Raw genomic sequence first — 21,054 nt, 5'->3', positions numbered from 1 at the left:
GCACAACTGTTTGATAGATCAAAATTTAAACACGAAATAGTGACCGGTTTAAGTGGTTTGTTTTGCAGTAGAGCAATAGCGAACTAAAGTAGGTTAGTTGCAAATAAGATACAACGTAACTTTTTTGCTTAGACTAAATAGCTTAGGCTTAGTATTTGAGAATCGTAAGGTTAATCTAATAAAGGAAGTGTTCTAGTTGACTCTTGAGGGTTTAATATCGTCGAGTTCTTGCTTGGATTATCGAACCTGACGATGCATGTCTTTCGGGTATTGAGCGGGCTTAGCAAAGCGATGGTTAAAATCGGCGGTGAAGTAGGGAAGCCAGGCGTTGGCTTGTTCGATGGTGTCGATACCTTGTAAGCGCATCTCTTTAACCAGCCGGTCTTGCAGCGTGAGGTTGGCTCTCTCAACGCGGCCTTTGGCTTGGGAGCTGTTGGCACAGATGAGTTCTATGGCCAGTTCTTTCAGCACGCGCCCGTATTGAGTTTGGCCAACTTGTTTGTGTTTCTCCTGATTCACTCGAAAAATTGAGTGCTTGTCACTGTAAAATGCGATGGGTTTACCGTGCTCATTGAGGTATTCACGCGTGGTCAACATGTAGTCAAATGCGGATTCTGTCTCGCTGAATCTTAGGTTCATCAAACGGCCAGTCGCATCATCAATGAACACCAATAGGCAACATTTGTCGCTGCGGCCTTCAAACCAGTCATGATGGGAGCCGTCAATTTGGATAAGTTCGCCCAAGCAATCACGACGGTAACGAGGCTGATAGACTCGAGGTTTGCGTTGTGAATGTGGAAGCCACAGTCCGCCGGCGATCATCCATTGACGGAGTGTTTCTTTAGAGACGGATAGATTGTGTCGTTCAGTCAGTTTTTCCAGAGCGAACGTTGGTGAGAAGTCAGAGTAATGCTCACGGATAAGTTTCAGTATTTCAATTCTGAAATGTTCTGAGTAGCGTCGATTACTTGGGCGTCCACGCGCTGCGTGTGTAAGACTTTGAGCGCCAAGAGAGACCAGTTTGTTTACCAAACGTCGGATATGACGCGCAGACAGATTCAAAATGATAGCAGCGTCAACTTGGCGTAGTCGTTTTTCACGTACGTCAGTAAGCACCTTGAATCGATGAATATCTTTTTCACTCATAGTAATAAGCATCCGGATAACTCCTAAGCAGACCAATATAGGTAAGCTTAGGAGGACATTTTAAAATGGCTCAAACCGGACATTACTAAATTGCTCTAACAATCTAAGTGCGTATTATGTATATTATGTTAAATTGTATTTGGTGTTTATAAGGCAGGTATCTTTGTGTGATGCCCTGCCTCTTGTTTATCTACCAAATTGGCTCTCTATTTAACAGTAAGGCTATTTACCATAAAATACCTAATAAACATATATCCTAATCTTCGATTAAGAATACGTTTATTAGATTTCAAGCATTAATCGATCGATAGCCTCTGTGATCTCTTTGGTTCTTACTGGTTTGGTGACGAAATCATTCATGCCTACATCTAAGCAGGAATATTTATCTTCTAGTGATGTGTGTGCTGTTAGCGCGACGATTGGCGTTTTGATGTTCGCGTCTCTCATGTATTTAGTTGTCGTTAGGCCATCCATTACGGGCATCGACACATCCATCAAGATAATATCTATCGAGTCGTTTCCTCTTTCAACAAATCCAATTGCTTCTTCACCGTTACTTGCGATAAAAACTTCGTGGCCTTGTCGCGTTAGAATCAATTTAATCACCATTTGATTTGTAGGATTGTCTTCGACAACTAAAACTGAATAGCGACTTCTGAGTTCTCTTGAAGATTTGTCCTCTTCACTGTGAGCTAGATTGTTCGTGACTCTGGTAAGCACTGGTAACTGCACTTCGAATTTAGAACCTTTTCCGGGTTCACTCTCTACAGATATGCGTCCTCGCATCAGTTCTACCAGTCGCTTGGTTATCGCAAGGCCTAAACCGGTGCCACCAAATCTGCGTGTGATTGTACTATCAGCTTGCACGAATGGGCTGAATAGCGACGAAAGTTGTTGTGAGCTAATGCCAATCCCGGTGTCTTCTACTGTTATATAGAATGAGCTCTGCAGGTATTTGATAGAAACATGAACATGCCCGCGTTCAGTGAATTTTATCGCGTTACCGATCAAATTAAATAGGATTTGTGCTAAGCGACTTGGGTCGATGTAATGAAGTTCACCTTCAGGGATATCGCTAGCTACCGTTAGCGCCAACCCTTTATAGTCTGCTGTCTTCTTTTGTTCAGACAATACAAACGTTACAGTGTCTCTTACGTTGCTCCATTGAGGTGCTAGTGAGAAACATCCAGATTCAATCTTAGAAAAATCCAATACGTCACTGATAATTGCCAATAAAAGCTCTGATGATGCGCTCATATTAAGCAGTATAGACTGTTGCTCTTCGTTCAGTGATGTGGATTTTAGGGCGTCTATCAAGCCAATGATGGCATTTAGCGGTGTTCTTAATTCATGACTCATCATTGCGAGGAATTCAGACTTGGCCTTGTTGGCTCTTTCTGCGTCTTTTCTTGCTGTAACAAGCTCTGCTGTACGCTCTCGAACGGTTGCTTCAAGCTTTTCTTTGTTTTCAATATCGAAAACAGCACGCTCAATTAGTGGTCTAAAGCGGTTTAGGGTTGCTTTTGTTTCAACACTAAAGTGCTTGGTATTGGAGTGGATAAAGATGATTACGGATTGTGTTAGTCCGCTATCGATACCAGTAATTAGAACAGAGTTGATTTGATCGAGGATAATGGGATGTAAGGAATTGAATTCACCCAGAGACTTGGGTTCAAAAAGGATGGCGCATTCTCCATTGATCACTCGAGATAGCTTGCCACAATCACTCCAATTCATTTGTTCGAAGACTTTGTTATTGGTTAGAAGGGTTTTGAAATTGCCTTCGTTCCCTACCCTAGATATTACGATAAAGTCATCAAATTTAATGTATTTTTTGAGCACAAATTCAAGGCTATAAAATATCTCAGATATGTTACTTGCCTTACTGATCGCAGAGATGGTTGATAAAATCACCCTGTTCTCTTCAGCCAGTTTTCGCTCACGGGCTTTTAGTTTTTGTAGTTCAATACGAGCTTCTTGTAGCGCTTCTTGACCTTCAGAACCCATTACTTTTTCAACCTATAAAACGTTGCAGACGATACCATTAAATTTCCGTGCGCGCTCTCACCGCCAGATAATCTTCCTTGCTCGCCAAAGGTGAATGGGCATATGTATGGGAGTCCGTTAAGTGCTTGATTTATTTGATCGCATACTTCGTCCATATCTTGCTTAAGGTTCAACATTGGACCTGCGCAGAAGATATTGATCGCACCTAGTTTCTCTTCTAAATCCATATCGTTGTAGTAAGAAGAGTGAATAATATTGGCGGCACGGCTTATCAATTGCTGTTTAGATCCTTGCATCAAATAAATGGTGTCGCCTTCACTGATGTCTGTGAATAACTCGATTCCATTGCACTCTGTTTCTCTGATTGAGTGGGACAATTTGAAATATGGGTAGTCGTATGAAGAGCCAACTTTTCTTCCTAGCGGATACACGGACGACTTTTCGAATATATAACCATCATCACTGCCACCTAGATGGAAATTGGTCCACTCGTTATAAACGGTGACGGCTGGTCTATGGTCAATCTCCAACAATATTCGGTTTCTTACTTTGGTCACGGTCCCAGAATAGCGAGTGGGCGTATGGCCTGCACTAAAAGACGAATAGATGGACTGAGACGCAAATACCACAGTTAAAGATACGCCATTGATAGAGAGTGACTCTTCGGTAAAGATGCTCCAGTTTCCACAAACCTGATTGTCCGCCGCGCTGCCACCAATAACAGGTACCTCAGTACCAAACTTCTTATCGATAGCCGCCATTACCTTCTCTTCATTGCCAGGAGTGGAATGCAGTAAGATAAGATCAGGGATTTCACCTTCTCGGTTGGCGTTCTTAAGTGCTTTATCGATGGCGCTGAAGGTGCTTTGGTTTATGGAGTCGCTAAAGTGCTCGATACCCGTACCATAGGCGTTGATCCCAGAGTCATAGATAATGAGTACGCCTATCACTGGGCCGGAGTGGAACCCAGTTTCGGTCATAATGCCGTGACAAGTGGTGCAGCCATGTATTGGGGTGTTAGGGAGAGCATCTACGAAATATCTCTGCACAGCGAGTGTTGAGTACTCTTCTGTGCAGTAGCATATAAGACAGGCAATATCGTCAGGGTTTTCTACCCCATTTAGCAACTCATCTACTGCGATTTTATCGTCTAGGGAATAAGAGACTTTTGATAGAAATTTCATAGATTCCGGGAAACTTTATTAATGTCCTCTTTATAACACTTTAATGCATGGTGTTTCACTGATTTGGTACATATTTCTATCAAAAGAACCGAGGCGTGACTCAGTTTTCCCTCTATTACTCTTTAGAAAGGTTTACGGAAAACGTGCTTATCTGTTGTGGAAATGTAACTGTTATTGAGGAGGTCTTATCATTAGTTTGTAACAGCCAATTCGATGGCCCTTTTTCTTCTAGAATTCCACTCTCATTGTAGCTAATGATAAATTTGCCAGTTTTAGATGTTTCGATTGAATACCCTGATCTATCGCCCGAAATTAAAACATTATGATTATCAATACCAAATTCACACGGTTTTGAAATTATACAGCTTACTGTTTTGTTATTGTCGTATGTTACTGTTCTCCAAGTAAATGCCGCTATTAAAATAACCAACATGCCGATAATTTGTACGAGCCTGCCCTTTGTTAGCTTTTGTGCCGCCATTATAATCTTTACTCCTTGTTACAAAGTTCAAAGTTTTTAAATAAAAATCCAATTCCAGACCAAGCGTAAGGTTACTACTCTGTCATTGATTTGTTAATTCAAGTATAGTGTCGCGTTGAAAATGCCACTTTTTTTCAAAATCAGCAAGTGGAAATAAAGCCCTGAATAGGCTGAATTTCCTTTTCTAATTTGGGTGGCATTACGACGTGAGTCGTGTTGGAAGTAAAGTGTAGTAAATAAGAAATTGGAAGCATGCAAATGAGCCAAGAAAAGCAGCTTGAACAAAACTACAACTATACGGTCGTCCGTCAATTTACCCTCGTTACAATTTTGTGGGGTATTGTCGGTATGGGCGTTGGTGTTTTGATTGCCGCTCAATTAGTTTGGCCACAGCTAAACTTTGATACGCCGTGGTTGACGTACAGTCGTTTACGTCCCCTGCATACTAATGCGGTTATTTTTGCGTTCGGTACAAGTGCGCTGTTTGCAACATCATATTATGTTGTGCAACGTACCTGTCAGACGCGTCTCTTTGGTGGCCCTCTCGTAGCCTTTACCTTTTGGGGTTGGCAAGCGATTATCCTGTCCGCTGCAATTACTTTACCGTTAGGTTTAACCTCTGGTAAAGAATATGCAGAACTTGAATGGCCAATCGATATTGCTATTACTCTTGTGTGGGTAGCTTACGCAGTCGTGTTCTTTGGAACCATGATTAAACGTAGGACATCGCACATTTATGTAGCAAACTGGTTCTTCGGAGCCTTCATCATCACGGTTGCCGTGTTGCACATAGTTAACAGCTTAGCTGTTCCTGTATCTGCGTTTAAATCTTACTCGATTTATGCAGGTGCAATTGATGCAATGGTGCAATGGTGGTACGGACACAATGCGGTAGGCTTCCTATTGACAGCTGGTTTCCTAGGTATGATGTATTACTTCGTTCCTAAACAAGCTGGTCGCCCTGTTTACTCTTACCGTTTGTCGATTGTTCACTTCTGGGCTCTTGTGTCACTGTATATCTGGGCTGGTCCTCACCACCTACACTACACTGCACTTCCAGACTGGACTCAGTCTCTAGGTATGGTTATGTCTTTGGTTCTGTTTGCTCCATCTTGGGGTGGCATGATTAACGGTATTATGACTCTATCTGGTGCGTGGCATAAGCTACGTTACGACCCAATCCTACGTTTCCTTATCGTTTCTCTATCATTCTACGGCATGTCGACTTTCGAAGGCCCTATGATGGCAATTAAAACGGTTAACGCGCTATCTCACTACACGGACTGGACTATCGGTCACGTTCACTCTGGTGCGTTAGGTTGGGTTGCTATGGTTTCTATCGGTTCGGTTTACCACTTAGTTCCTAAACTATTTGGTCAAGAGCGTATGTACTCTGTATCCCTAATCAATGTTCACTTCTGGTTAGCAACGATTGGTACGGTTTTCTACATTGTTGCAATGTGGATCTCTGGTGTGATGCAAGGTCTGATGTGGCGTGCAGTTAACTCTGACGGTACATTGACTTACAGCTTCGTAGAGTCTGTAGAAGCTTCTTACCCGTTCTACTTTGTACGTTTCTTAGGTGGTCTTATCTTCCTATCTGGTATGTTCTTACTGGCATACAACACGTACAAAACTGTTTCTGCACCTAAAGATAGCCTTAAAGCTATCCCTCAACCGGCTTAAGGAGATTTAGAATGAGCTCAAATTCAAATAATCGCCATGAGTTGGTCGAGAAAAATGTTGGTCTACTCGCGATCTTAATTGTTATCGCAATCAGCTTTGGTGCTTTAGTAGAAATCACCCCACTTATTTTCCAAAAGCAAACGACTGAACCTGTAGAAAACCTACGCGTTTACTCTGCTCTGGAAATGGAAGGTCGTGATATTTACATTCGTGAAGGTTGTAACGTATGTCACAGCCAAATGATTCGTCCTTTCCGCTCTGAAACTGAACGTTACGGTCACTACTCTGTAGCTGGCGAAAGTGTTTGGGAACATCCATTCCTATGGGGTTCTAAGCGTACTGGCCCAGATCTAGCGCGTGTTGGTGATCGTTACTCTGATGAGTGGCACCGTGTTCACCTTCTCGACCCTCGCGAACTTGTTCCTGAATCAAACATGCCTGGTTTCCCATGGCTTGCTGAGAATGTACTTGATGGCAAATTGACTAAGCAGAAGCTTGAAATCTTCCGTAATCAATTTGGTGTTCCTTACACAGACGAACAAATTGCTAACGCTAAACAAGATGTTGAAGGAAAAACAGAGATGGATGCAATCATCGCTTACCTTCAATCGCTTGGCCACGCAATGAAATAAGGAATAATTATGGACATTATTACATTTCAAAGTGTTTGGACTGTTACTGTTTTTGCTTGTTTCATCGGCATCGTTTGGTGGGCTTTCGGTAAAAATCGTAAGTCGCGCTTCGACGAAGATGCAAACCTAGTGTTCGCTGATGAAGCACCTGCGAAAGATAAAAATCAAGGAGTGACGAAGTAATGAGTACATTCTGGAGTATTTGGGTAACAGTCATCACAATCGGTACGCTGATTGGCTGTGCAGCCTTACTTCGTTGGTGTTCCAACGATAAAACAGGTGTAGAAGAAGGTCATGACATGGGCCATGAATACGATGGTATTCGTGAGCTTAATAACCCACTACCTAAATGGTGGACATACCTTTTCGTTAGCACAATTGTGTTTGCAGCTGTTTATCTTGCTCTATACCCAGGCCTTGGCAACTTTAAAGGTCTACTAGGTTGGACGAGTTCAAACCAAACAGTTCGTAGCGTAGAAGAGTCTCGCTCTGCAATCGCTGCAGCTCAAGCTAACAAACAGTTAGATGAGTATGCAAAAGAGCTTGATGACGCGAACACTTACTTTGGCGAAGCATTTAAGAAGCTAGCTCATGATGAGAACGGTCTTCGTTCTGTTCCTGACATTGCATCAGATGCTGACGCAATCAAAGTTGGTCAACGCTTGTTCCTGCAAAACTGTTCTCAGTGTCATGGTTCTGATGCTCGTGGTCAAAAGGGCTTCCCTAACTTGACTGACGATGCATGGCTATATGGCGGTGAACCACAAGCGATCGTTACTACCATCATGCATGGTCGTGTCGGTCAAATGCCAGCGTGGAAAGACGCACTTGGCGAAGAAGGCGTTAAAGAAGTGGTTAGCTACACTCTTAGCCTTTCTGGTCGTAGCGTGAACGTACGTGAAGCAGAAGCTGGTAAAGCACGTTTCGTAGTGTGTGCTGCGTGTCATGGTACAGATGGTAAGGGTAACCCTGCTGTTGGTGCACCTGACCTAACAGACCGCGATTGGTTGTTTGGCGATTCTCGTGCTGATGTAACTGAAACAGTCATGAACGGTCGTTCTGGTGTAATGCCGGCTTGGAAGGACATCCTCGGTGAGGATAAGGTACAGCTCGTCGCTGCCTACGTCTGGAGCCTCAGCAACTCAGATAAAGAGTAACATAATAATAACAGCCCCTTCTTAAGGGGCTGTCTTTCTTTTACAGTTATAACCTTAAGTGTTTGTAAAAATTAGTTTTATTTCATTGGATATATTGAGAATAATAATATGGTACAACCTTGGTATAAGCAGTTTTGGCCGTGGTTTTTGATCTTCCTAACCGTTGGCGTTTCTATGCTAACATTGGTTCGAGTCGCGATACTTACCAACCATTCAGTTAACGTTGTCACTGAAGATTACTATAAAAAAGGTAAAGGTATTAATGTCGACATTTCAAAAGTAAACGTTGCTAAAAAGCTTGGCCTATCAGCTTCAGTTAGCGAGAAAGGTAACTCAGTTATCATTACCCTAGACAAAGGCAAGCTAGACCACTTCCCTGCTATTAGCGCAATGTTCGTGCACCGAACGCTCCCTGACCGTGATTTTACTCAGCTACTGACCGCTGATGCGAGCGGCAACTACACGTTGACTCTGGACCATGAAATGCAAGGTCCATGGTTTATCGAGCTTTCTCCGCATGATTCTGAATGGTTAGTGCAAGGTCGCATGAACTTCCCAATTGATAATCCTACTCAACTAACGAACTAAAGCTTATGTGTGAATCCTGTTATCACTGCGGTGAAGATGTACCAGCGGAAACGGATTTTAAAGTAGAAATCTTAGGATCGGTTCGACCGATGTGTTGTCCAGGTTGCGAAACCGTAGCCCAGACAATCGTTGATAGCGGTTTGGTCTCTTATTACCAATATCGTACCGCTCCGGCTGAAAAAGCGGATCTAGTTCCAGAGCAACTTCTGGCACTCAGTCATTACGACAACGAAGATGTTCAATTGGAGTTCGTCCGTAACTCTGAAAATACATCTGAAGTGACATTGTCACTCGAAGGTGTCTCTTGTGCTGCTTGTGCATGGCTTATTGAAAAGCAAGTCTCTTCAAAGTTAGGGGTTGTTAGTATTCGTGTTAATACCACGACTAACCGTGCCCTGCTCAGCTGGGACAACACTCAGGCTAAACTGAGCGAGCTGTTGTCTGCAATCCATACCCTAGGCTACAAAGCAGCGCCATTCGAGGCTGATCAACAAGAAGCCGCCTATCATCGTTCGATGAAGAATTATCTCTATCGTCTCGGTATTGCTGGCTTAGCGACCATGCAAGTCATGATGTTAGCTGTAGCGCTCTACCTCGAAGTATTTGGCAGCCTTGAACCTGAATTCAAAAGTTACTTCCGTTGGGTAAGTTTGATCTTCGCAACACCTGTTCTCCTATACTCTGCGTTGCCTTTCTATATTAATGCGTGGCGCAGTATTAAAGGCCGAACATTGGGTATGGATGTACCCGTTTCGATCGCTCTGCTATTTGCTTACGTTGCGAGTTTAGTGGCAACAGTGACAGAGCAAGGTGAAGTGTTCTTTGAATCTATCTCGATGTTCACCTTCTTCTTGTTGCTTGGTCGTTTCCTTGAGATGCGCGCGCGTCGTAAAGCTGCAGCAGCTAGCGGTAACCTGCTTAAGCTCGTTCCTGCGATGGCGACAACGCTAGACGGTGAGCAAGTACCGGTAAAAACCTTAAAAGTTGGCGACCAGATTCGCGTTCTACCGGGTGAACATATTCCCGCAGATGGCAAAGTATTGTCTGGCAGAATTCATATCGATGAATCCATGCTGACTGGCGAATCTATCCATGTGGTTAAGAATGAAGGTGATACGGTCTTTGCTGGCACATTGAATGGTGACGAATCGTTTGAATTGGAAGTGATGACCTCTAAAGCGGATTCGGTTATTTCTAATATCGTTCGTCTTCAAGATGAAGCTCAATTGTCTAAACCCCGAATTGCTGAAATCGCCGATGTGGTGGCTCGATACTTTGTCGCGGTTATCTTAATCATTTCATTCGGGACTTGGTTCTACTGGCATCAAACACGACCAGAAGACGCTTTCTGGATCATGCTTTCAGTATTAGTAGCGACCTGCCCTTGCGCTCTGTCTCTTGCGACGCCGACGGCGATTACGTGTTCAACATCTCGTATGGGTAACTTTGGTATTTTGCTGCGCAAAGGTCACGTATTTGAAACCTTGTGCAAGGTAAACCACTTGATCATCGATAAAACGGGCACTCTGACTGAAGGTGATATTCGTATCAGTAACGTTGAGACGTTTGCTGACCTTGATAAAGACACTTGTTTGCAAGTTGCAGCAAGCCTAGAGCAACACGCTAACCACCCTATCGCTAAAGCGTTCAAAACTTATATTTCTGATGGTATCGAAGTAGAGTCGGTAAACAACGTGATTGGCTCGGGCATTACTGGCGAGTTGAATGGGCAAGAAGTGGCGATTGGTAGCAGCGAGTTCATTCTAGGTGAAGATCAGCCATCTGAAAGTAATGGTATTTACTTGTCGATGTCTGGTCGTCATATTGCAACATTCACTTATGAAGATCCGATTCGTAAAGAAAGTATCGAGTTCATTAAGCAATTCAAAGAAGCGGGAATCAAAACCACGCTGCTGACTGGCGACTCTTTGATTAATGCGAAGCCTGTTGCAGCAGAGATTGGTATTACTGACATTGTTGCTAACGCGAAGCCGGAAGACAAGCTGGCTTATTTAAACTCTAGAGACGCAAGTGACATCACCATGATGGTTGGTGACGGTATCAATGACGCCCCTATTCTGGCCGGTGCTCACCTGTCTGTTGCTATGGGCGGCGGTACTGATGTGGCGAAAGCCTCTGCGGATATGGTGCTATTGGGTGATAAGCTCGATAGATTACTTAAGTCCCGTACTTTGGCGCTAAAAACGCGTAGGATAATCCGTGAAAACCTAGCTTGGTCACTAGGATATAACTTACTTATTCTTCCATTGGCTGTCGCAGGTTTGGTTGCTCCATACATTGCCGTTGTTGGCATGTCTGCTAGCTCTATTATTGTAGTATCTAACTCGTTAAGGCTTTTAAAAGAGCAAGGTAAATAATGGAAAGTTTATACATACTCATTCCAATTGCGATCGTACTTGTATGTATTGCGGTTGGAATCTTTCTATGGGCAGTGAAGAGCGAGCAGTTTGAAGACCTTGAACGCCAAGGCCATAACATTCTGTTTGATGAAGATACTAATGTTCATCATCATTCTGATAGTAAACCTGTCAAGAATGAGAAAGCTAACGTAGAAAGCCAAACTAACTTAGACAAAAAGAACGATGACGCCTGATTGGATTGGCGCTTTTGTTGTTGGATTGATCGGCGCAGGCCATTGCATGGGAATGTGTGGTGGTATTGCGTCGCTTCTTTCGATTGGCAACAGTAAACCTTCCCCTGTCATTCCCCTGCTTTATAACTTAGGGCGCTTGTTAAGCTATGCTGTGATTGGCGGTGTTATTGGTGGTGCAATCTCTTCGATAGGTCAGCTGAGCGATTTTAATGCTCTGCTGGGCTGGCTGCGTTTGTTTGCTGCTGGTTTTATGATCGTCTTAGGTTTGTATATTGGTAAATGGTGGTTTGGCTTGTTGTTCTTTGAAAAAGTTGGACAGAAGCTATGGCGTTATATCTCTCCTTTAGGCAAATCATTTCTACCATTGAAGCACCCTAGTCATGCTTTACCTTTTGGTTTTATCTGGGGTTGGCTTCCATGTGGTCTTGTTTACTCAATGCTAACGTGGGCGGCCGTATCAGGAAGTTGGTATAACGGAGCGGGTATCATGCTTGCTTTCGGTTTAGGTACTCTTCCAGCGATGCTCACGGTTGGAATGGGTACCAATTTCCTCAAAAAACTGCAACAAGCTGACTTATTTCGCCAGTTTGGCGCAGTTTTAATCCTCATTTACGGCTTCTATACCGGTTATATGGCGCTACAGCTCATTATTTATACCGTATAGTGGTATCTTTAATCCGGTTTTTTTACTACCCTTTAGGATTAAGGAATGCTAAAATATTGACGTATATCAAATAGTGAAAGATTGTTATGATTTCTGAAAAGCCTGTGACGAAACGAGTTCAGTCTGGTGGCTGTGCGATCCACTGCCAAGATTGTAGTATTAGCCAACTCTGTATCCCATTTACTTTGAATGAATCTGAGCTAGATCAACTTGATCAGATCATTGAAAGAAAGAAACCTATTCAAAAAGGCCAAGAGCTATTTAAAGCGGGAGACGAACTTAAGTCTCTTTATGCTATTCGCTCTGGAACGATTAAAAGCTATACGATTACCGAGCAAGGTGATGAGCAGATTACTGCATTCCACTTAGCGGGCGATCTTGTTGGCTTTGACGCGATCACGGGTGACGAACACCCTAGTTTCGCTCAAGCTTTGGAAACTTCTATGGTATGTGAAATTCCATATGAGATTCTCGATGACTTATCAGGGAAAATGCCTAAATTGCGTCAGCAGATTATGCGTTTGATGAGTAATGAGATTAAAGGTGACCAGGAAATGATTCTGCTTCTTTCTAAAAAGAACGCGGAAGAGCGCCTTGCGGCATTCCTTTACAACCTTTCAACTCGCTTCTCTCAGCGTGGCTTCAGCCCTCGTGAGTTCCGCTTAACGATGACTCGTGGCGATATTGGTAACTACCTTGGTTTGACTGTTGAAACAATCAGCCGTCTGTTAGGTCGTTTCCAAAAAGCGGACATCTTGAGCGTTAAAGGCAAATACATCACTATCGAAGATCACGATGCGTTGATGGAACTTGCTGGCGTTTCAAAAGAATAGTCTAGATATCAATGATGTAGTTCAATAATGAGCTACATCATGTTTCTCTCTTAAAACCTCTTATATTTCTCTTATTCTCTCCATAACTACGCTACATTATTTATATGTTCGGTCTGAAAAGTAGGCTTAGTTATGAGTATCTATAACAAAATTTTAGTTGTCGCAGACATTAATCACGATGAGCAACCTGCTCTAGTTCGTGCTATCCAACTTGCCAAGAAAAGCACCTCAACAAGCCACATCACTTTCTTTTTGTCGATCTACGATTTCTCGTATGAAATGACATCTATGCTCTCTGTCGATGAGAGAGACGCAATGCGCAAAGGCGTAATTCATCAGCGTGAAATTTGGATGAATAAGGTTGCTGCTCCTTACCTTGATGATTCTATTGAATTTAACGTACAAGTGGTTTGGCATAATCGCCCGTATGAAGCGATCATTGCTGAGGTTTACAGTGGCGAGCATGACATTTTGATCAAAGGCACGCGTAAGCACGATACCTTAGAATCGGTCATCTTTACTCCAACCGACTGGCACCTATTAAGAAAGTGCCCTAGCCCAGTGCTGTTGGTTAAAAATGATTTCTGGCCAGAACACGCGAAGATCTACGCTTCCGTCCATGTTGGCTCTGAAACAGAAGCTCACTTAGAGCTCAATGATACGATGGTCGACAGATTACTTGAGATCACTGGTCGTTTGGATGCTGAACCGTTCTTGGTGAACGCCTACCCGGTGACACCTGCGAATATCACAATCGAATTGCCAGAGTTTGACCCAACCTCTTATACTGATGCGGTTCGTGGCCATCACTTAACCGCGATGAAAGCACTACGCCAGAAACACGGTATGTGTGAAGAGCAAACCGTGGTTGAGCAAGGCTTGCCTGAAGATGTTATTCCTCGTGTAGCGTCTGAACACAATGCGGCTATGGTTATCCTTGGTACAACTGGTCGTACTGGCTTGTCTGCCGTGTTTATCGGCAATACTGCGGAACATGTCATCGATAAGATTAACTGCGATGTACTGGCTCTTAAACCGTCAGGTTACGTTAGCCCGCTCGATCCGAACCTGTCTAAATAGTTGATTTTTTAATTATAAAAAAACGCCTCAAGCAATGCTTGAGGCGTTTTTGTTTATTTAAAGCTTACGCGATTCCAACAACAGAATCGTTTATATCGCGTTATACGTTAGTTACGTCGATGAACATTGACTCATCAATGTTTGAAGACGAGATTTCAGCTTCTTCGAATTCGTATGCTTTGCGATCTTCGCTACGATCCAGTGGAAGGTTAATGAAATCAAACAACTCACGGTCAGCCAATTGGCTTGGGCTCACGTTCTGAATTGACTTGAAGACCTTCTCAACACGGCCTGGAGTCTGTTTATCCCAATCAATTAGCATCGCTTTGATGTTTTGACGTTGCAGATTTTCTTGAGAACCACACAGGTTACACGGAATGATCGGAAACTCTTTATGCTCTGCGTATTTGATTAGGTCCGTTTCGCGACAGTAAGTCAGAGGACGGATTACAACGTTACGACCATCGTCAGAGCGAAGCTTAGGTGGCATAGCCTTAAGGCGAGCACCGTGGAACATGTTCAGGAACATAGTCTCAACAATGTCGTCTAGGTGGTGACCTAGAGCAATCTTCGTTGCGCCAATCTTCTCTGCAAACGAGTATAAAGTACCGCGACGCAGACGTGAACAAAGACCACAAGTCGTCTTACCTTCTGGCACTTTTTCTTTTACCACTGAGTACGTATCTTTATCTACGATGTAGTAAGGAATGTTCAGAGTTTCAAAGTACTCAGGAAGAATATGCTCAGGGAACCCCGGTTGTTTTTGGTCTAGGTTTACGGCAACAACATCAAATTTGATGGGTGCTGCTTCACGCAAACGTAGCAAAATGTCTAGCATCGCAAATGAATCTTTACCGCCACTAATGCACGCCATTACTACGTCATTCTCTTCGATCATGTTGTAGTCAACGATGGCATTCCCAACATTTCTTCTTAGAAGTTTCTGAAGTTTGTTGAATTCAAGTGTATCTTTTTTATTTTCGTTTTGGTTCATTGCGACTCTCACACCGTCGTATTACCGACTGTAGATTGCTAGTGGGACTGTTTTAGGGCGTGGATTATACGGATTTTTATTTCAGGTTGGAACAGCAACGACAGGATAAACAAGCCAAGCAGGAGAAAGATTCCGCCTTATCATACGATCTGTCCTCTAGCGGTGAGAAAAATATGTCGCAATAAGAGGTAAGAATCAAAGATGAAAGGCCGTCGAGATATGTGATTTGGCAAGATTTAAAGGTTTAGGTTTAGGTTTAAGACTTTAAACCTAAACAGCCTGTTCAAAGAAGAACAGGCTGTTTCGTCAAGATCTTAAGCTGAGCAAACAGCTTCTGGCTGGTCGCTATTATTGCGCTGGTATGTAAGGCAAAACGCGAACTGTAGTTTCTGGTAACGTGATGCTGTCACTTCCATTCAGTTCGTCCAGCGTGAATTTCGCACGCCCTTCTCTGATTGGGATTTGCTTACCATTAGACAGAGCAATATTGCCTTCAAGTTTACTATCAAATTCTAGCGTCAAACCTTGAATATCAGGAGTGAACCAACTAGAGAACATGCCGCTGACGTCTTCTAGCATCGCTTGCATCTGTGGTAAAAGGTTTTCTAACTGTGCAACCTCAACCGTTCCAGCCAAAGGCTTCTGAGTCATTACGACGAGCGAATACGCACATTCTTGTTCTTGGGTTTGTACAAAGATAAGAGGGTTTGCTGAGCGTAGGTTTTTATCTACCGGTAGAAGCAGCTCATTCGCAGGAGACACTTTTAACTCTTCGTAATGCTCTTCTTTCTCCATCCAAGCTTTGCTGATGTGACAGGTTTTCTGTGCTTGTTGGTCAACAAAGAAGACCGCAACTTTAACATCATCGTGCCCTTCTTTGGTGTTGTTTTTCAGCTGAGTATAGAGTTTAGAATACGTGAACATGTATTCTTGCGCCGAAGCAGGAAGAGAAACGCCAAGGCTTAAAGTGGCTAATAGAGCGAGTACTGTCTTTTTCATTATTATAATCTTGTCGAAGTTGAGCGTTTATAAATAGAAAGAGCAGCCAATGAGCTGCTCTTTTTGTGATGTTAATTGGTGTAAGCCGACTTTCGAAGGCAACCAAGTTGGTATCAAAATGAGTTACTTTTTCCAGTATACCTTGTTGTGACGGATCATAGCTTGTAAATCAGTCACATAGTCTGAACCTCGCTCAGAATATTTTAACAAGCCGTTAGTGAGCTCTGTCGCTGTTTCGGTTGTTAAAAGGTCGTCACCTTGTGCAGCAAGTTTTGCGCGAATGGCTCTTAAAACAGAGTAAGCACGGTTGCGGTTAAGGTTCATGAAGTAACGATGCACCGATTCTTGGCTTGAAGAGAATGTTGCTACTTCATGCGAGCTACCTTCGTTACGTTGTAGCGGAACAAGTCCACAACCTTTGGTGTAACACCAGTGTCCGAAATAGTTGTTGGCTTTGGTGGCGAAACGCGATGTCCCCCAAGCCGATTCATTAGCAGCCTGTGTCAGTACCAGCGCCTCTGGCAGTACGTTGACACGGCTCAGCATCTCTGTCAGCCATGCCTGATCTAAACCTTCACTAGGTACTGGTAAGCTGTACAACTTCCCTAGCCTTTTCGCATAAGACGCGTCTTCAGAGTCAATATTGCTCAAACCAGATTCAGATAGCTTAGTTAAAAACGCGCGCTCTTTGGTGATACGTTTGTTTTCAATATTGATGCTTGGGCGAAGGAATGAAAAGAATGTGTCTTTTTTCACGTTCACATCTTCGATAGCAGCAAAATTTGGTCGATCTGAAGCCACGGTCAAATCACCAAACTCACTTGATGTATTTGAACTTTGGTCTGCCGAACGTCGGCGCTCTTCTTCTTGGTAAATGTATGGACCAACCAGTGAGATAGACCCCACAATCGCTAGTGCAGTTACCTTTAGCGCAAGTGATTTACTTGTGCTGCCTTTGACATTATCACGCATCGAACACCTGAGGGTTTTTGTTTTTGTTACCATCGTTACTGTTGTTGCCGTTGCTGTTGTCGTCATCACTATTATGTCGATCTGACGCAATAACCTTCAGTTTGATACCAAACATTTCGCGGTAGATGATGCCTTTCACATGAAAGAAAAACGGAAGAACGAATATCAAGCCAATGCCGTACATCATTGCCGCCACAATGAACATCAGCATAACCATTAAGTAGATAGATGCGACGACGAAGATTTTCTTATTTACCGCTCTTAGAGAAAGCAGCAGCGATTGCATTGGTGGTACTTTCTTATCACAAATCAGCAGAATTGAATTGCTGAATGCTAGTGAGAAGTAGATAGACAAAAATGGCAAAAGCATACCTGCAATGCCTTGAAGCATGAGGCTGAACAAAGTAACGAGAATGACTGGAACCGTGAACTGTAAACCTTTTCCGATATGACGCACTTTGGTTTGTAAGCCTGCGGCGTGGCTCATTGCCATTAAACAGATGCCAGCATAGATAGGCGCGCTGATTACTTCGTAGCTGAAGTTAGCAATAAAAATGGATTCAACGACCTGTGGTGTAAATGCCTCTGGATCGATAACCGCATCTAAGATAATCGCGGGGTCACCAAGCTGCAGTTTTAGTGCGATATAAAAGATAGCCAATTGCACGAACATCAGCGCAACAATCGCAGGGGAAAACGAAAGAAAGTGACTTATCGTATGTTTCCAAGCTTCTTGGAATACAGCCGTTGCTTTGAGCTCATAATCGCCGGAAAGTGCACGGTCGATACTACCGCCCAAATTAAAATCTTTTTCGATGTCGTTGTTCATATTGATACCTAGGTGCGCCAACTAAACGAAGCCACCTAACTTATTGATAAAAAATTGCCTTCATTATACCCATATGTCGGCTGCAAACTAAAATATGAATCTGTAACAAGGCTTGCTTTTGCGTCTTAATGGTTAATAATTAGACACTTGTTAGGGTGTGAACCCAATAAATAACAGTATGGTAAAGGATGTTTACTTTTACCTGCGAATTTTTTTATCTATGAATGGTAAAAAATGCTTTGAATTCACGTTTTTGGTGATTATGATGCGCGCCTTAAAGGTGTATAGCAACAGGTCTCAAATAGAACCAAGGTGGAGAAAAACAGACGTTGAACGCTAAAAAATCAGTAGGAAAGCCAGTCGTACAGTTAACTGGCATTAGTAAAAGTTTCGATGGTAAGGAAGTCATCGGCAATCTTGATCTAAACGTAAATCATGGTGAGTTTCTCACGATATTAGGTCCGTCCGGTTGCGGTAAAACCACGGTACTAAGGATGATTGCAGGGTTTGAAACGGCAGATAGTGGTGAAATACTATTAGCTCAACAGAATGTAACCCAAGTTCCTGCTGAACAAAGGCATGTTAACACTGTATTCCAAAGCTATGCCCTATTCCCACATATGACCGTTTTCGACAATGTGGCATTTGGTTTACGCATGCAAAAAGTGCCAAACACCGAGATTGAACCTCGTGTCATGGATGCTTTAAAAATGGTGCGCCTAGAACAAATGGCACAACGAAAGCCACACCAGCTATCCGGTGGCCAACAGCAACGTATCGCAATCGCTCGTGCTGTCGTTAATAAGCCTAAAGTTCTTTTGTTGGATGAGTCTCTGTCTGCTCTAGATTACAAACTACGTAAACAGATGCAAATTGAGCTTAAACAACTGCAACGTCAACTTGGTATCACGTTCATTTTTGTAACGCATGACCAAGAAGAAGCATTGTCCATGTCTGATCGTATTATTGTTATGCGTGATGGCGTGATTGAACAAGACGGAACACCAAGAGAAATCTACGAAGAGCCTAAGAACTTATTTGTTGCTCGTTTCATTGGTGAAATTAACGTATTCGAAGCGACAGCGAAATCTCGTCAAGATGAAAAGCGCATTGTTGCGACAATCGAAGGTGAAGAGTCAATTATCTATCATGATAAAGACGTAGCACCGGGCCAAAAACTGCAAGTACTACTTCGCCCTGAAGATCTTCGTATCGAAGAAATTAAAGAGTCGGACCAAAGCGGTATTGTCGGCCACATTGTCGAGCGAACCTACAAAGGCATGACATTAGATTCAGTCGTAGAACTTGAATCAGGTATGCGTGTCATGGTTAGCGAATTCTTCAACGAAGATGACCCTGATGTTGATCACTCACTGGGCCAAAAAGTTGCAGTAACTTGGGTTGAGAGCTGGGAAGTGGTGTTAGAAGATGAGCAAGAAGTTTAATTTACAAAACGCGATTGTTGCTTTAATCACAGGTTGGTTAGTGCTGTTCGTGATGATTCCAAACATCATGATCATCGGCACTAGCTTTCTAACTCGTGACGAAGCGAACTTGATCGAGATGACCTTCACTCTCGACAACTACCTGCGTTTGGCTGATCCGCTGTATTTTAAAGTGCTGATGCACTCTTTCTATATGGCGATAGTCGCAACCCTACTTTGTTTAATTATTGGTTACCCATTTGCCTACATCGTGGCAAAAATGCCTGCGAAATGGCGTCCAATCATGTTGTTTTTAGTGATTGTGCCATTCTGGACAAATTCTTTAATTCGTACTTACGGATTAAAAGTGGTTCTGGGTACTCAAGGTGTGTTGAACAAAGGTTTGTTGGCGTTAGACATTATTGATAAGCCACTTCGTATCATGTATTCAGAAACGGCAGTAATGATCGGTTTAGTGTATATCCTACTCCCGTTCATGATTTTGCCGTTGTACTCAGCTATCGAAAAGCTAGACGATACTTATTTAGAAGCGGCTAAAGACTTAGGTGCAAACAAACTTCAAACGCTATTGAAGGTTGTTCTACCCCTAACGATGCCAGGTATTATCGGTGGTTGTTTACTTGTATTGCTCCCTGCGCTTGGAATGTTCTACATTTCAGACTTGTTGGGCGGTGCTAAGAACCTGTTGATCGGTAACGTCATTAAGAGCCAAGTGCTTAATGCCCGTGATTGGCCGTTTGGCGCCGCAACCAGTATTGCACTGACTACCGCTATGGCCGTGATGCTTTATGCCTACTACCGTGCAGGCAAGTTATTGAATAAGAAAGTGGAGCTAGACTAATGGGTCGCACAGTTAAGTTCAGCTTTATGGCGCTGGTATACGCTTTTCTATACCTACCTATTATCGTATTAATTGCCAACTCTTTTAATGCCAATAAGTTTGGTATGAAATGGGGTGGCTTTACCACCAAGTGGTATGACGCGCTGATTAACAACGATAGCCTAATGCAGGCTGCGTGGCACTCGATCAACGTCGCGGTGTTCTCAGCAACTGCCGCAACGATTGTTGGCAGCCTGACAGCAGTAGCCCTATTCCGTTACCAATTTAAAGGTAAAGGCATCGTCAATGGCATGTTGTTCATCGTGATGATGTCACCAGATATCGTAATGGCGATTTCGCTTCTTGCGCTATTCTTGGTAATGGGGGTACAACTTGGGTTCTTTACCCTACTTGCAGCGCACATTACTTTCTGTCTGCCGTTCGTTGTTGTCACGGTTTACAGTCGCTTGAATGGCTTTGATGTGAAGATGCTAGAAGCCGCAAAAGACTTAGGTGCAAGTGAATGGACGATTCTAAAACAGATCATCCTGCCTCTTGCTAAGCCAGCGGTTGCTGCGGGTTGGTTATTGAGCTTCACTCTGTCTTTGGACGATGTGATCATCAGCTCTTTTGTTACAGGGCCAACCTACGAAATATTACCACTGAAGATTTACTCGATGGTTAAAGTCGGTATATCTCCAGAGGTCAACGCCCTAGCAACAGTGATGTTAGTGGTGTCGTTAGTACTGGTGATTATTTCCCAGTTGTTAGCGAGAGAGAAAATCAAGTAAGTCTCCTACTCTTTACTGAGACTGACTTGATAAGATTCAAGTTTAACAAAAGTGTTATTCATAAACAGAATGGTAAATTGCCATTCTGTTTTTCTATCTAGTGCCTTCGGGCAACGTTTAGTTTGGAGCTAA

Annotated in this window: 20 protein-coding genes and 1 pseudogene; 13 read left to right on the top strand and 8 right to left on the bottom strand. The window is 43.1% G+C overall.

Going from position 1 to position 21,054, the window contains the following annotated elements:
• Positions 1-240 precede the first annotated feature (240 nt).
• The 4 genes and pseudogenes from AC3CH4_RS08160 to AC3CH4_RS08145 all read right to left on the bottom strand — a co-directional run.
• A pseudogene (locus tag AC3CH4_RS08160) lies at positions 241-1,146 on the bottom strand (ISNCY family transposase); the annotation flags it as partial.
• 282 nt (positions 1,147-1,428) lie between these two features.
• Positions 1,429-3,153: an ATP-binding protein gene (locus tag AC3CH4_RS08155; protein WP_488542788.1), complete on the bottom strand. Its 1,725-nt coding sequence runs from the start codon at positions 3,151-3,153 to the stop codon at positions 1,429-1,431.
• Positions 3,153-4,337 carry an FIST signal transduction protein gene (locus tag AC3CH4_RS08150; protein WP_488542787.1) on the bottom strand — a complete coding sequence of 395 codons (1,185 nt, stop codon included), beginning with the start codon at positions 4,335-4,337 and terminating at the stop codon, positions 3,153-3,155. The genes AC3CH4_RS08155 and AC3CH4_RS08150 overlap by 1 nt, the downstream gene beginning before the upstream one ends.
• Positions 4,338-4,452: 115 nt before the next feature.
• On the bottom strand, positions 4,453-4,818 hold the full coding sequence (locus AC3CH4_RS08145; RefSeq protein ID WP_488542786.1) for a hypothetical protein: 366 nt from the start codon (positions 4,816-4,818) through the stop codon (positions 4,453-4,455).
• 258 nt (positions 4,819-5,076) lie between these two features.
• Here AC3CH4_RS08145 and ccoN point away from each other — a divergent pair, with 258 nt between their 5' ends.
• The 10 genes from ccoN (at position 5,077) to uspE (ending at position 14,072) form a co-directional block, all read left to right on the top strand.
• Positions 5,077-6,504 carry a cytochrome-c oxidase, cbb3-type subunit I gene (gene ccoN, locus AC3CH4_RS08140; protein ID WP_032497766.1) on the top strand — a complete coding sequence of 476 codons (1,428 nt, stop codon included), beginning with the start codon at positions 5,077-5,079 and terminating at the stop codon, positions 6,502-6,504.
• An 11-nt stretch (positions 6,505-6,515) separates the two neighbouring features.
• Positions 6,516-7,136 carry a cytochrome-c oxidase, cbb3-type subunit II gene (gene ccoO / locus AC3CH4_RS08135; protein ID WP_004733677.1) on the top strand — a complete coding sequence of 207 codons (621 nt, stop codon included), beginning with the start codon at positions 6,516-6,518 and terminating at the stop codon, positions 7,134-7,136.
• A 9-nt stretch (positions 7,137-7,145) separates the two neighbouring features.
• Complete coding sequence (locus tag AC3CH4_RS08130; protein WP_004733679.1) at positions 7,146-7,319, top strand: CcoQ/FixQ family Cbb3-type cytochrome c oxidase assembly chaperone; 174 nt, start codon at positions 7,146-7,148, stop codon at positions 7,317-7,319.
• Positions 7,319-8,293 (top strand): cytochrome-c oxidase, cbb3-type subunit III, encoded by a 975-nt coding sequence (gene ccoP / locus AC3CH4_RS08125; protein ID WP_004733681.1) that lies wholly within the window; start codon positions 7,319-7,321, stop codon positions 8,291-8,293. The genes AC3CH4_RS08130 and ccoP overlap by 1 nt, the downstream gene beginning before the upstream one ends.
• A 108-nt stretch (positions 8,294-8,401) precedes the next feature.
• A complete protein-coding gene (locus AC3CH4_RS08120; RefSeq protein WP_488542785.1) occupies positions 8,402-8,881 on the top strand; it encodes a FixH family protein in 480 nt (159 codons plus the stop codon).
• Positions 8,882-8,886: 5 nt separating this feature from the next.
• Positions 8,887-11,259, top strand: coding sequence for a heavy metal translocating P-type ATPase (locus AC3CH4_RS08115; protein WP_488542784.1), 2,373 nt, complete (start codon positions 8,887-8,889; stop codon positions 11,257-11,259).
• On the top strand, positions 11,259-11,495 hold the full coding sequence (ccoS, locus tag AC3CH4_RS08110) for a cbb3-type cytochrome oxidase assembly protein CcoS (protein WP_004733686.1): 237 nt from the start codon (positions 11,259-11,261) through the stop codon (positions 11,493-11,495). The genes AC3CH4_RS08115 and ccoS overlap by 1 nt, the downstream gene beginning before the upstream one ends.
• Positions 11,485-12,159 (top strand): sulfite exporter TauE/SafE family protein, encoded by a 675-nt coding sequence (locus AC3CH4_RS08105; RefSeq protein WP_488542783.1) that lies wholly within the window; start codon positions 11,485-11,487, stop codon positions 12,157-12,159. The genes ccoS and AC3CH4_RS08105 overlap by 11 nt, the downstream gene beginning before the upstream one ends.
• An 86-nt stretch (positions 12,160-12,245) precedes the next feature.
• Positions 12,246-12,992 (top strand): fumarate/nitrate reduction transcriptional regulator Fnr, encoded by a 747-nt coding sequence (gene fnr / locus AC3CH4_RS08100; RefSeq protein WP_004733691.1) that lies wholly within the window; start codon positions 12,246-12,248, stop codon positions 12,990-12,992.
• A 132-nt stretch (positions 12,993-13,124) separates the two neighbouring features.
• Positions 13,125-14,072 (top strand): universal stress protein UspE, encoded by a 948-nt coding sequence (uspE, locus tag AC3CH4_RS08095; protein WP_004733693.1) that lies wholly within the window; start codon positions 13,125-13,127, stop codon positions 14,070-14,072.
• A gap of 100 nt (positions 14,073-14,172) precedes the next feature.
• On the opposite strand, the gene ttcA is transcribed toward uspE, so the two are convergent.
• The 4 genes from ttcA to AC3CH4_RS08075 form a co-directional block, all read right to left on the bottom strand.
• Positions 14,173-15,066: a tRNA 2-thiocytidine(32) synthetase TtcA gene (ttcA, locus tag AC3CH4_RS08090; RefSeq protein WP_004733695.1), complete on the bottom strand. Its 894-nt coding sequence runs from the start codon at positions 15,064-15,066 to the stop codon at positions 14,173-14,175.
• A gap of 348 nt (positions 15,067-15,414) precedes the next feature.
• Positions 15,415-16,065 (bottom strand): DUF2987 domain-containing protein, encoded by a 651-nt coding sequence (locus AC3CH4_RS08085; protein ID WP_004733696.1) that lies wholly within the window; start codon positions 16,063-16,065, stop codon positions 15,415-15,417.
• A gap of 123 nt (positions 16,066-16,188) precedes the next feature.
• Entirely contained in the window at positions 16,189-17,037 is an 849-nt protein-coding gene (locus tag AC3CH4_RS08080) for a glucosaminidase domain-containing protein (protein ID WP_488542782.1), read from the bottom strand.
• Positions 17,030-17,866: a DUF2189 domain-containing protein gene (locus tag AC3CH4_RS08075; protein ID WP_488542781.1), complete on the bottom strand. Its 837-nt coding sequence runs from the start codon at positions 17,864-17,866 to the stop codon at positions 17,030-17,032. Before AC3CH4_RS08075 ends, AC3CH4_RS08080 begins: the two co-directional genes overlap by 8 nt.
• A gap of 329 nt (positions 17,867-18,195) precedes the next feature.
• Here AC3CH4_RS08075 and potA point away from each other — a divergent pair, with 329 nt between their 5' ends.
• From potA to potC, 3 genes are read left to right on the top strand one after another with little or no spacing between them, the layout of a single operon-like run.
• Positions 18,196-19,311 (top strand): spermidine/putrescine ABC transporter ATP-binding protein PotA, encoded by a 1,116-nt coding sequence (gene potA / locus AC3CH4_RS08070; protein WP_017077234.1) that lies wholly within the window; start codon positions 18,196-18,198, stop codon positions 19,309-19,311.
• A complete protein-coding gene (gene potB, locus AC3CH4_RS08065; protein ID WP_017107109.1) occupies positions 19,295-20,152 on the top strand; it encodes a spermidine/putrescine ABC transporter permease PotB in 858 nt (285 codons plus the stop codon). Before potA ends, potB begins: the two co-directional genes overlap by 17 nt.
• Positions 20,152-20,922, top strand: a complete 771-nt coding sequence (gene potC / locus AC3CH4_RS08060) for a spermidine/putrescine ABC transporter permease PotC (RefSeq protein ID WP_009846722.1) — start codon at positions 20,152-20,154, stop codon at positions 20,920-20,922. Before potB ends, potC begins: the two co-directional genes overlap by 1 nt.
• The last annotated feature ends 132 nt before the right edge of the window (positions 20,923-21,054 follow it).

Source organism: Vibrio sp. QJM3NY_26, assembly GCF_057786005.1.
This window is presented reverse-complemented; position numbering and strand designations above follow the sequence as displayed.

Bases quoted from the DNA above. Each gene is read 5' to 3' on its own strand.
- AC3CH4_RS08130 (WP_004733679.1), top strand. From the start codon at position 7,146: ATGGACATTATTACATTTCAAAGTGTTTGGACTGTTACTGTTTTTGCT.
- ccoP (WP_004733681.1), top strand. From the start codon at position 7,319: ATGAGTACATTCTGGAGTATTTGGGTAACAGTCATCACAATCGGTACG.
- AC3CH4_RS08085 (WP_004733696.1), bottom strand. From the start codon at position 16,065: ATGAAAAAGACAGTACTCGCTCTATTAGCCACTTTAAGCCTTGGCGTT.
- ccoN (WP_032497766.1), top strand. From the start codon at position 5,077: ATGAGCCAAGAAAAGCAGCTTGAACAAAACTACAACTATACGGTCGTC.
- potC (WP_009846722.1), top strand. From the start codon at position 20,152: ATGGGTCGCACAGTTAAGTTCAGCTTTATGGCGCTGGTATACGCTTTT.
- AC3CH4_RS08150 (WP_488542787.1), bottom strand. From the start codon at position 4,337: ATGAAATTTCTATCAAAAGTCTCTTATTCCCTAGACGATAAAATCGCA.
- AC3CH4_RS08075 (WP_488542781.1), bottom strand. From the start codon at position 17,866: ATGAACAACGACATCGAAAAAGATTTTAATTTGGGCGGTAGTATCGAC.
- AC3CH4_RS08120 (WP_488542785.1), top strand. From the start codon at position 8,402: ATGGTACAACCTTGGTATAAGCAGTTTTGGCCGTGGTTTTTGATCTTC.
- AC3CH4_RS08155 (WP_488542788.1), bottom strand. From the start codon at position 3,153: ATGGGTTCTGAAGGTCAAGAAGCGCTACAAGAAGCTCGTATTGAACTA.
- fnr (WP_004733691.1), top strand. From the start codon at position 12,246: ATGATTTCTGAAAAGCCTGTGACGAAACGAGTTCAGTCTGGTGGCTGT.
- ccoO (WP_004733677.1), top strand. From the start codon at position 6,516: ATGAGCTCAAATTCAAATAATCGCCATGAGTTGGTCGAGAAAAATGTT.
- AC3CH4_RS08145 (WP_488542786.1), bottom strand. From the start codon at position 4,818: ATGGCGGCACAAAAGCTAACAAAGGGCAGGCTCGTACAAATTATCGGC.
- potB (WP_017107109.1), top strand. From the start codon at position 19,295: ATGAGCAAGAAGTTTAATTTACAAAACGCGATTGTTGCTTTAATCACA.
- uspE (WP_004733693.1), top strand. From the start codon at position 13,125: ATGAGTATCTATAACAAAATTTTAGTTGTCGCAGACATTAATCACGAT.
- AC3CH4_RS08080 (WP_488542782.1), bottom strand. From the start codon at position 17,037: ATGCGTGATAATGTCAAAGGCAGCACAAGTAAATCACTTGCGCTAAAG.
- ttcA (WP_004733695.1), bottom strand. From the start codon at position 15,066: ATGAACCAAAACGAAAATAAAAAAGATACACTTGAATTCAACAAACTT.
- AC3CH4_RS08105 (WP_488542783.1), top strand. From the start codon at position 11,485: ATGACGCCTGATTGGATTGGCGCTTTTGTTGTTGGATTGATCGGCGCA.
- ccoS (WP_004733686.1), top strand. From the start codon at position 11,259: ATGGAAAGTTTATACATACTCATTCCAATTGCGATCGTACTTGTATGT.
- AC3CH4_RS08115 (WP_488542784.1), top strand. From the start codon at position 8,887: ATGTGTGAATCCTGTTATCACTGCGGTGAAGATGTACCAGCGGAAACG.